Source organism: Rhodococcus sp. 05-2255-3B1 (genome assembly GCF_002258545.1).
GTDB lineage: Bacteria > Actinomycetota > Actinomycetes > Mycobacteriales > Mycobacteriaceae > Rhodococcoides.
Genome location: NZ_NOZC01000036.1, coordinates 121,938 through 132,392 on the forward strand (window position 1 = coordinate 121,938; position 10,455 = coordinate 132,392).

The 10,455-nt window shown below is 62.2% G+C and carries 11 protein-coding genes; 6 read left to right on the forward strand and 5 right to left on the reverse strand.

Translation table 11 applies throughout. The annotated features are described in order from the left end of the window. The first annotated feature begins 256 nt into the window (after positions 1 to 256). The 3 genes from CH249_RS28070 to CH249_RS21515 all read left to right on the forward strand — a co-directional run bounded on the left by CH249_RS28070 (position 257) and on the right by CH249_RS21515 (position 3,205). Positions 257 to 424, forward strand: coding sequence for a hypothetical protein (locus CH249_RS28070; protein WP_179273199.1), 168 nt, complete (start codon positions 257 to 259; stop codon positions 422 to 424). 42 nt (positions 425 to 466) lie between these two features. Then, positions 467 to 1,618, forward strand: a complete 1,152-nt coding sequence (locus CH249_RS21510) for a GNAT family N-acetyltransferase (protein ID WP_094682918.1) — start codon at positions 467 to 469, stop codon at positions 1,616 to 1,618. 504 nt (positions 1,619 to 2,122) lie between these two features. Beyond that, on the forward strand, positions 2,123 to 3,205 hold the full coding sequence (locus tag CH249_RS21515; RefSeq protein WP_094682766.1) for a diguanylate cyclase: 1,083 nt from the start codon (positions 2,123 to 2,125) through the stop codon (positions 3,203 to 3,205). A gap of 36 nt (positions 3,206 to 3,241) precedes the next feature. On the opposite strand, the gene CH249_RS21520 is transcribed toward CH249_RS21515, so the two are convergent. The 4 genes from CH249_RS21520 to CH249_RS21535 all read right to left on the reverse strand — a co-directional run bounded on the left by CH249_RS21520 (position 3,242) and on the right by CH249_RS21535 (position 6,483). Then, positions 3,242 to 3,739 (reverse strand): DUF6328 family protein, encoded by a 498-nt coding sequence (locus CH249_RS21520; protein WP_094682767.1) that lies wholly within the window; start codon positions 3,737 to 3,739, stop codon positions 3,242 to 3,244. Beyond that, the gene (locus CH249_RS21525; protein WP_094682768.1) at positions 3,736 to 5,409 is read right to left on the reverse strand and encodes a cation:proton antiporter family protein; all 1,674 of its coding nucleotides are present in this window, start codon (positions 5,407 to 5,409) and stop codon (positions 3,736 to 3,738) included. The genes CH249_RS21520 and CH249_RS21525 overlap by 4 nt, the downstream gene beginning before the upstream one ends. Before the next feature lie 195 nt (positions 5,410 to 5,604). After that, a complete protein-coding gene (locus CH249_RS21530) occupies positions 5,605 to 6,060 on the reverse strand; it encodes a tellurite resistance TerB family protein (RefSeq protein WP_032398482.1) in 456 nt (151 codons plus the stop codon). A 90-nt stretch (positions 6,061 to 6,150) separates the two neighbouring features. Continuing rightward, positions 6,151 to 6,483 carry a hypothetical protein gene (locus tag CH249_RS21535; RefSeq protein ID WP_032398096.1) on the reverse strand — a complete coding sequence of 111 codons (333 nt, stop codon included), beginning with the start codon at positions 6,481 to 6,483 and terminating at the stop codon, positions 6,151 to 6,153. 192 nt (positions 6,484 to 6,675) lie between these two features. On the opposite strand from CH249_RS21535, the gene CH249_RS21540 reads away from it, so the two are divergent. The 3 genes from CH249_RS21540 to pabB all read left to right on the forward strand — a co-directional run bounded on the left by CH249_RS21540 (position 6,676) and on the right by pabB (position 9,775). Then, positions 6,676 to 7,014, forward strand: a complete 339-nt coding sequence (locus CH249_RS21540) for an RNA polymerase-binding protein RbpA (RefSeq protein ID WP_027497120.1) — start codon at positions 6,676 to 6,678, stop codon at positions 7,012 to 7,014. Positions 7,015 to 7,296: 282 nt separating this feature from the next. Continuing rightward, on the forward strand, positions 7,297 to 7,692 hold the full coding sequence (locus CH249_RS21545; RefSeq protein ID WP_230597022.1) for a chorismate mutase family protein: 396 nt from the start codon (positions 7,297 to 7,299) through the stop codon (positions 7,690 to 7,692). Positions 7,693 to 7,702: 10 nt separating this feature from the next. Beyond that, positions 7,703 to 9,775, forward strand: a complete 2,073-nt coding sequence (gene pabB / locus CH249_RS21550; protein ID WP_094682769.1) for an aminodeoxychorismate synthase component I — start codon at positions 7,703 to 7,705, stop codon at positions 9,773 to 9,775. A gap of 53 nt (positions 9,776 to 9,828) precedes the next feature. Here the strand turns inward: pabB and CH249_RS21555 are convergent, their stop codons facing one another. Next, positions 9,829 to 10,425: a hypothetical protein gene (locus CH249_RS21555; RefSeq protein WP_032398095.1), complete on the reverse strand. Its 597-nt coding sequence runs from the start codon at positions 10,423 to 10,425 to the stop codon at positions 9,829 to 9,831. Positions 10,426 to 10,455 lie beyond the last annotated feature (30 nt).

Genomic DNA, 10,455 nt, shown 5'->3' on the forward strand with positions numbered 1-10,455 from the left:
CGAGCGCATCGCACCCATGTTATTCGTGGTTCACGTTCCAAGGGTACGAACACGGCGTAGACCTGTGTGGGCGGGGCGGACGGATTCGCTCGTCGCCGCTCGTCGGTCTGTCCACCATGGGCGTCGAGGGGACGTTCATCGACGAAGATCGCCACGTCGCCCACCATCGTGACCTCGACCCGCTCGAGTCTGTCGGACGGCGGAACGGTCACCACACCACCGTCCTGTACTCGACACGAACGCGACCGAAGAATCGATGACGTCCCCGGAGAGGAACGCAGCTGATCGTGACAACGATCTCGCAGTCGCCCCACACGGTCGGTGGCCGAGCGGGCTCACGGTGTCGATCACCTGGGTGGACGGCGACGTCGAACTGACGGTGCGCTTGGCGCTGTCGAGTGTCATGACGCCCGAGAATTCGTGAGCGTTGCAGGGGGCGAGACTGCAGTCCAAACTGGGACCCATCATGACGAACTACGATCTGCGCGCGAATCCACGAAAACTGCGGCCGCGTCCTGCGGTCCCGCGCGAGGCGGCGATCGAACTGACGTCCAGCGGGGTGCCTGTTTCGGAGCGTGACTTCTTCATCGAGGAATTCCGCGGGGTCACGATCGTGATTGCCCTTCCCGTGTTGAGTGTCGCTGCGCTCGAGGCAGTGAAACGAACGGTCGGGGAGTTCGGTCCTGGTGATACGCGATTCATTTTCGTCGTGCCAGCCGACCACGTTCCGGAAGTAGCCGCTGCAGTCGGTGGTGTGGCCATGGCGAGTGGGACTGTCTGGAACGACGAGTCCGTCGCCCGTCTGTGGCTCGCTATCGCAGACTCGGAATGCGTCGTGATCGGGGCGGAGGCAACCGCGGTCGCGCGCACCGCAGGCACCGTGTCTGCGAGCGTGCGGGCTTCGAAGATGGTTCTGACCGACCCGGGAGGAGGTTGGGGCGATCCTCCTCGCAGCTTCGCCGACATCGACCTGCACCGCGAGCGACTGGTCGCTCATCTGGCCGAACGTGGTCTCGACGACTTTCCGTCTGCGGCCGAGGCGGCACTTGCCGGCGGTGCATACAGCGTAAACCTCTGCCGCGGCGAGGATCTCGAGTTCGAGCTGTTCACATTCGACGGCCGGGGGACCGTCCTCACCCAGGGGCGCTACCTTCACTTGGCGTCCTTGCAGGTCGACGATTTCCCTGCAATCGAGGCGTTGGTCGCACAGGGAGTGCGAGAAGGAGTTCTCAAGCAGCGCAGTCGGATAGAGATTGCCAGGATGGCGGTCGGAGGACTCGGCGCGCGGGTACTGCGTACCGGGCACCTCGCCGGTATCGTCGGGCTGGAGATAGACCGTTACGCAGGAACGGGATTCGCTGAAGTGTCGGGTCTGATCACAGTCGCCGAGTTCTCCGGACTGGGAGCGGGTGGCCTGCTGATGGACGGACTGTTGGAGGTCTGCCGCACGAGGGGCATCGAAAACCTTTTTGCGGTCACCGTCAGCAGTGAAGCCGCGGAGTTCTTCGTCAAACGCAATTTCGTCGAAGTCGGGCACCGGGATGTCCCTGCGGCGAAATGGGATGACTACGACGCCCATCGACTCGAGGCTGCGCGGTGTTTTCTTCGATCCGTCTAGACGGATCCCTATGAACAGTCACGGGGCAGCGCCTGCACGCGGTCCGGTTGCGACTACTTGACATAATGTTGATTATCGGCAAAAAGATGGCCCAGCTCGGAAGCTGACTGGCCGGTCGGCACGGCGGTCCGGTTCGTGTGAGTCGAAATGTACGGGTGTGTCAGCGTCGACTCTTCCACCGGCGTGCGCGCAGTTTTCGAGCGTCGAGCCGGCCATCCGCCGTTGGCCGGCTCGGCTCTTCGCTGTGATTGGATGACGTGCGCGTATCTCACCTGATCCAGGCCACCTCTCGGGCCGCTCCTGGGTCGGCCCCGTTTCACTACAACGAAACGTCACAGTGACGTTTTGCGGTGATGCGGCGGGAGCTGCAATCTTCTCGGTGCGACGGTGATCATGTCGAAAACGGTCATTTCGATCGGTATCGGTCGATTCAGTGGTCGAAGCGCACGTTTCTGCTACTGTCCGTGAAATTGCTCGGTGCAGATACCAGCCGAAGGTCACCCGATGTTCGCCGTTCGTCCGTTCATCTCGGCCTCGGGTCGACGTGTGTCGTCGCAACAGCGCGCGGACGGTTCGGTGGCGGGGCTGTTGGATCTGGACGCGACTCGAACTCGCGTCATTCGATTACTCGTCGGCTCGGGGACGTTGTCGATCGGTCTCATCGGTTTACTGAGCGCACCGTCCGAGGAATACAGCGGTTGGCGAGTACATGCGGTGGTAGCAATCAGCCTGATCGCGTTTCCGGTCGCGTTGCGTTGGTTCTTCGGTCGATGGCCGGGACCGCGTCTGCTGACTGCATTCATCGTGTATTCGGATGTATCGATCGCCGCCGGTCTGTTGTTGAAGGACACGACAATGACTGCGATCGGCGGCACGGTACTTTTCGCCGTCATCACCACTCTGGCTGTGGTGGCGGTGCCGCTACTCCCCTGTCTCGTGCACATCGTTTTCGCCACCGGCGTCCTTGCGGTGGTGGCCGTACTCACCGTGCACGCGGACGTCGCCAGCGGCTGGGTCGTTGCCGCACACAGTTCGACCATGCTGTTGATGTTCGCGTCTCCGCTCATTCTGATGGTGTACGTGAGCGAGCTCAGATCTCGGGCGCGGGAGTCGCTGGTGGACCCGCTGACCGGCCTGCACAACCGTCGCGGGCTGTTCGCTGCAGTAGCTGCTACCGCGATGACGACGCCGGATGTGGAACCGAAGGTGATATGCGCCGTCGCCGCCGATGTCGACGGGATGAAGGGTGTCAACGACAGCTACGGACATCACACCGGCGACGCGGTTCTCGTCGATGTGGCCCAGCACATGCGAGCGCTGGCGGCCAACCGCTGGATCGTCGCACGACTGGGCGGTGACGAGTTCGCGTGCATCGCCGTCGGGCGACCTGCCGACCTCGCCGACCGAACTGCAGAGCTCGTGGAGCGCCTCGGACGGGCCCGGATGTTGTCCGGACTCACCGTCAGTGTCGGGTCGGCAGTGGTACCCGTCGACGCGGACAGTGATGTGCGGCAGTCCGCACACGACGTACTCCGCATCGCGGACTCGGAGATGTATCGAGCGAAACGCAGTCGCTGGCCGGCGTGAGAGCAGACACCGAGCGAATTTGTCGTCACCGCAACGTCATCGAGTTTTCAGATACCACCGTGGGAGTGCCACCCACAACGTGAGGAGAAGGGTCAGAGCGACCAGTGCCGCTACGATGCCGACGAGCGGACCGACCACGAAGTCGAACGTGAGAGCCACTACTCCCACCAGTGCGATGCCGAGCATGAACAGGCCTGCGATCGCGAGTCGGTTGCCGACCCGTACGAGTACATCGATTTCTTTGTGACGGAACAGAATTCGGTGCATTCCCACCGGCGCAATCAGCAGGATGGTTGCAACGATCGACGCACTGACGGTGATCAGATACACCGCTCGGCCGAATGCGGACACGTCGTCGAACCGTTGTTGGAACGGCAGGGTCAGGAGAAATCCGGTCAACAGCTGAACCCCGGTCTGTTCGACGCGCAGTTCCTGAAGTAACCCGAGCCAGTTCCTGTCGAGCTGCTGAGTCGGCGTCTCTCCCCTGGCTCGTGCATTCCACTCGGCATTGGGAGGTATCGACCGATCGGTCACGGGCTCTCCTTGTGTGTTGCCGGTTCGGTCACCGGTCGGGTGACGCCGTCGACGGCGGGTGTACCACGATCGTCGGCGAGAGCGTCGTTGCCCTGGACCGGGGACGCATGGCCAACCTGGTCCGCCAGCTCCAAGCCCGCTCCCGCGTAGACGTTGAAGGCGATGTCGACACCGTGATCCCTGGCCCACTGCACTTCGTCGTCGTAGCGCGCGACAGCAGCGACCGTGCCACTGAACCCGGATTCGCGCAGACAGGCGAGGGCAGTGACGTTGGCGCCGTGACGCGGCATCGCCAGCACCGCGATTCGAACCGACTCGGAGTGGCGTAGTTGGTTCCAGAAGTCCAGGTCGGTCGCGTCGCCTTCGATCACTCGCAGGCCCTGGTCGGCGAGTCGGCGAATGCGTGGCCCGTCGTAGTCGACACCCACCACACCGAGGCGGTAGTGGTTCGTCAGCCGCTGATACGCCGCGAACCCGACACGCCCCATTCCGATCACGACGACCTCGGCATCGCCGGCGTCACCGGAACGTTCCTCCGGATGCAGACTGTTCTCGTCCTGCTCGGGCAAACGAGTTGCAATCTTCTCGACCATCAGGTGCCCTCGTCCGTTGACCAGCGCCGACGCCACGAAGCTCAGGGCCACGGCTATCGACATCTCGACCAGCCATGCCGGTGCCAGCAGGCCGGTCGTCACTCCGACCGAGACGACGATCAATCCGAATTCCGAATAGTTCATCAGGCTCAACCCGGCAAGGAGAGCTGTTCGATATCGCAACTTCATCAGGGCGAACAGCGCGAGATACAGCACGGACTTGAGCGGCAACAGAAACACCATGAGCAGTGCGACGCCGAGACTGGGCAGGTCGGGTAGACCGGACAGACCGATCGAGACGAAAAAGCCGACCAGCAGCAGTTCCTTGATGTGGAACAACGATCGAGACAGCTCGGACGATGCCGGATGCGACGCCAGCAGCACACCGATGATCAGTGCACCCAGGTCTCCTTTGAGACCCAGTGCGGAGAACAGCGCGTAACCGGGCACCAGCGCCATCACGATGCCGAAGAGGGATTGCATCTCACCGTGACCCAGTCCGCTCCATACTCGTCGGAGGATGCGAGTGACGGGCCACAGCAGCACCAGCATCAGCGCCCAGGGACTGGGCAGCGTGCCGCTGGTGACGGTCAGGAACACCACGGCGACGATGTCCTGCATCACCAGGACACCGATCGCCACCCGTCCGTAGAGGGCGTGTGACTCCCCTCGCTCCTCGAGAACCTTGACCACGAAGACGGTGCTCGAGAACGACATGGCGAAGGCGAGCAATGCGATCGTCGTCAGGCTCTGCCCGGACAGCATGGCCAACCCCGCCACGGCAGCCAGCCACAGAACGGTGGTACCGACCACGACGCTGATCACCAGATGCACCGAGGTGGTCAGCCACACTTCCCGGCGCAGCAGAATACGAACGTCGAGCTTGAGACCGATGGCGAACAACAGCAGCGTCACACCCAGATCAGCGAGCAGCTCGAGCTGGGGCACCTCACCGACGTCGAGTGCATTGATGACGAAACCGGCAGCCAGAAATCCGACCAGTGGAGGCAGCCGTACCACCATGGCAAGTCCACCCAAACCGAAGGCGATGACGAGGTAGATCGCGGCAACTGTCATGCACGGTCCCTTTGCTGGTGGGCTGCAACCGGATCTCCAACGGATCGTTCGACATCGGCACATGCCGTCGGAGTGTCCTCAGTATCCCGGCAAGACCGCAATTTCACAGCGCACGAGGCTCGACGGGAACGGCGGTCGACGAAGCGGATCGCTTCGTCGACCGCCGTTCCTACGTGACGCTTCGGCTGGGAACTTTCAGAGCTCGAACTCGGCCGGATCGATTCCGACCGCGAAGCACGCGTTGCGCACTGCGGCCTTCTCGTGATCGTCGAAATGGCCGTCTGCGCCGCCGATGATGATGCCGATCTGGATGACGGCTCGTGCTTGGTCGGGCTTCGATTTCAGTTTGCCGATCGTGGCTGTTGCCTCGACCTTCCCGAAATCGAAATCTCCTTGCAGCTTGTCGCAGTACCAGTCGAATTTCTGCCGAAGTTCGTCGGGCTCGAACACTCGCAGTGCCTCGTTACCGGCGATGAGAGAGGCCGTCTTCTGGCGCTCGGCAGGATCGATGGTGCCGTCGGCCGCCGCGATCAGGGCGCACATGGCCATGCTGCCGTTGGCGAATTCCTTGTTTTTGAACTGGCTGGTCTTCGTCTGCAGCTGGCCGTTCAATTCCTGTGCCTTGGACTTGAGTTGATCCCAGAACGCCATGGAGCTCCTCACTAGGTGGTACTCGCCCGCACAGTCGCGCGGGCTTCGACCATTGTCCACGTAGTCGGTGAACTGGAGAGGAACTCCAGCTCAGCGCAGCCGTTCTGCATCGTGCGCCTTGGCCAACAGTTCGACGCACAGTCGGTGCAATTCGGCGGCGTCGGCACCCTCCGTCACCGCAGTGCTGACGTCCTCGGCAGCACACCGAACTTCGAACGCTCTGTCGGCCGCCGCCGATACCTCCTCGGCGGTCAACACGACAGCGTCGTCGGGAATCGACGTCCCTTTGGTCGCGCTGCGTTGCTCGTAGGCGCGTTGACGGCACGATTGACGGCAGTACCGCCGCTTCCGGCCGGTTCCGGAATCGGCGACCGGGCGTCCGCACCAGGTGCATGTCTGGTCGCGGCGGGTTCTGACGGACATGGTCGTTCAGCCTACTGCGGCCGCGAGGTAAGATCGCCCGATAAGCTGCGCCGATCGGACCGCGCCTGGACCCATCGGCTCGGGAACGAACCGACGTGCGGCGACGTTGTAGATCAGTGGGTAGACGGTGTAGTTCGAAGTCGACGAATGGCTTCGGCGCACGTACCTACTATCGATGGAGAGGACTTCACCATGGCAGATCGTGTACTTCGAGGTAGTCGGCTGGGAGCGGTCAGTTACGAGACCGACCGTGATCACGACCTGGCACCCCGCCGCGTTGCGCGCTACCGGTGCGACAACGGCGAAGAGTTCGACGTACCGTTCGCCGACGATGCCGAGATTCCCGGAACCTGGGCATGCCGCAACGGCCTGGAAGGGTCGCTGATCGAAGGCACCGCGCCGGAGGCCAAGAAGGTCAAGCCTCCCCGCACCCACTGGGACATGTTGCTCGAGCGTCGCTCGGTCGACGAGCTCGAAGAACTCCTCAAGGAACGCTTGGACCTGCTGAAGGTGAAGCGCCGCGGCGCATGACCGTCGCCGCTCACTGCACCGCCTGATTGGAAACAATCCGGCGGTGCAGTTTTTTTTGTGCTATTCGAACCTGCTGAATGTTTCGATGTGCTTTGTCGCATTAATTGTCCACCGAACGAGGATTCCAATACGATCGACTGGCGGTGTCAGAGTCCGAGGTGACATCATCGAGTATCGGTTGTCACACAAGTGGACGATTCGTGAACGGTTGCCGTAACAGTTATCGGACAATATCGATAAACAGCAGGCACCGGAGTCGAATAAACCAGGGGGCATCAACACGTGAGCCAGGATTCTGATCAGCGCTCGACCGACGCCTTGCGTACGGCGGCCTCCGATGCGAAATCGGAAGGTCATCGCGCAGTCGGCGAGCAGAAGCTTGCGGAGTTGAGGCGCGAGTTGGACGGAATCGACGAGGTTCTGCGCGCTGCAATTCGAGACCGCATCGATGTGTGTGTACGAGTTGCACACGTAAAACGTGAACATGACATTCCGATGATGCAACCAGGCCGCGTCGGACTGGTGACCGAACGAGCACGAGAATTCGCGTCGGCCAATGGACTGTCTCCCGATTTTCTCGAAGATCTGTATCGATCGATGATTGCAGAGGCATGTCGCGTCGAGGATTCGATCATCGATTCTCCGACGCCCGGGCCCGGCCTCGACAGTGAACGGTAGAAGCACTCCGATGACGATCCATACGCTCCTGGTGGACAATTACGATTCGTTCACCTACAACCTGTACAGCCTTCTGACCGAGGTGAACGGTCGACCGCCCACTGTGGTCAAGAACGACGTCGAGTGGACGTCGCTGAATTTCGACGCCTACGACAACGTCGTGATCTCGCCCGGTCCCGGGCGTCCGGATGTGGAGCAGGACTTCGGGATCAGTGCCCGCGTGATACTCGAGTCGGGTCTACCGATACTCGGCGTGTGCCTCGGGCATCAGGGTCTGTGTCATCTGTTCGGTGGCAGTGTGGATCTCGCGCCCGCGCCGATGCACGGCAGGATCACCGACATCACCCATACGGGTGTGGATCTGTTCGAGGGGATTCCGTCGCCGTACTCCGTGGTGCGATATCACTCGCTCGTCGTGACCCGCACCCCTGCCGACTTCGAGGAAGTCGCGTGGACGCCCGACGGACTGGTCATGGCTGTTCGTCACCGCAGCAAGCCCATGTGGGGAGTTCAGTTCCATCCCGAGTCGATCAGCACCGAATACGGCCGCGAACTACTCGCCAATTTCCGCGATCTGACGTTGGCTCGATCGAGCGCATCGAGTGCTGCGCGTACTCAGGATTCGATGTTCACCATCGAAACACGTTCGCTGGAAGGAGCATTCGACTCCGAGCAGGTCTTCGAAGCTCTGTTCGCGGACGGCTCGAAGAGTTTCTGGCTGGACGGCAGCGCGGCTCTCGAACCCGACTGCAGATTCACCGTCATGGGCGACTGCTCGGGTCCCCACGCGGAGTACGTGACCTATTCGGTAGCCGAGACCACGGTGACCGTGCAAGGTCCAGACGGTACGACCGAGCGCATTCACTCGACGTTCTTCGACTACATCGACGACCGTTTACGAGAGCGGGCCACTCCCCCTCGGCACGACCTACCGTTCGCTTTCGGTCTCGGTTACGTGGGGTACCTGGGCTACGAACTCAAGGCCGACACCGGTGGGCAACTGGTGCACACCTCTGCGACTCCCGACGCGTCGATGGTCTTCGCAGACCGCGCGTTGGTGTTCGACCACGAGGCAGGCACCCTCTATCTGATGGGGTTGGCCACCACCCCCGGGGATCCTGTGTTGGCGACGTGGTTCGACTCGGTCACCGATACCCTGCATGGTCTGTCCCGAAAGGTCGCCCCCGACAAGCGTCCGGGTGTGCCCGCCTCCGGCACTCCCCTGCTCGGAGCCGATCGGTCGCTCGAACCCCGCCTACGCCACGACCGTGCCCACTACCTCGATCTGATTTCCCAGTGCCTTGCCGAGATCCGTTCCGGTGAGACGTACGAGGTCTGTTTGACCAACACGGCGACCGTGGCCGGTTCCATCGACGCGACCGCCACCTACTCGTACATGCGCGAAATCAACCCCACTCCGTACAGCGCCCTGCTGAAGTTCCCCGAGCTGTCGGTGTTGAGTGCGTCTCCGGAACGCTTCCTGCGCATCGACGCCGACCGCATAGTCGAGTCGAAGCCGATCAAGGGAACTCGTCCTCGCGGAGCCACCTCGCAGGAAGACAACGCACTGAAGGCCGATCTCGTCGCGAACGAGAAGGACAAGGCCGAAAACCTGATGATCGTGGACCTGGTGCGCAACGACCTCGCCCAGGTCTGCGTGCCGGGGTCGGTGCACGTGCCGAAGCTGTTCGATGTCGAAACCTATGCTCCCGTACACCAATTGGTCTCGACGGTTCGTGGGCGCCTGCGCGACGACGCGTCGGCCGCGGACTGTATCCGCGCTGCGTTTCCGGGTGGATCGATGACTGGAGCTCCGAAGATCCGCACGATGGCGATCATCGACAAACTCGAAGACGGACCGCGGGGGGTGTACTCGGGTGCTATCGGTTACTTCTCGATCACCGGCACCGCGGATTTCTCGATCGTCATCCGCACGATCGTGGCCACCGAACACGAAGTGACGTACGGCGTCGGCGGCGCGATCGTCGCTCTCTCCGATCCCGACGAGGAGTTCGAGGAGACCATGGTCAAGGCTGTGTCGATGCGCCGCGCGCTGACCGGAAGAACCGAAAACAGCGGGTAGGGCATTGACGCCCTACCCGCTGTTCGACACTCCCCGACTCGGGGTCGACGTGCCTACGGAGTGGTGAAGTACTCGAACACTGCAGGCTGAGCCTGCGGGTTTCCGTTGCTGGTACCGATGACTGCGCCCGCGACCGTACCGATGACGGTTCCGATGATGCACCCGGAGATGAAGTTCGGGAAGATCGACACACAGCCGATGGCGAAACCGAGGCCTGCGCCGATCGCCGTGCCGACACCACCACCGTTGTTCCAGCCGATCGCGAGCTGGTTGACCATGTTGTCGAACGCCTGCTGCTTGGTCCGCGGACCGGCGACATCGGCGACGGGAACCGTCTGCGGAGTCAACGTCAGTTCGCGACCCTCGGCACCGATCAGCGGTGCGATCGAGTAGACGGTGCCGTTGACGGTGTACTCCAGCGGGACAGATGCAAGCGTGGCACCGGCCTGGTCGATGACGGACACGGTCTCGCTCGTGGCGTCGACCCGGAACAGTCCGGCATCGAGGATGGTGGTGACCGTTCCGTCGGGGTTGACCGACGTCTCGTAGTTCACCGTGTCCGACGACGGGTCTGCCACAGCATGGCCCGCTCCGGTGGCCACCGCAGCGGTCAACGCCACCGCTACCGTTGCTGTTCTGATCAGTTTCACTTATGTCCCCTGGTGTTGGTTATTCGCCTT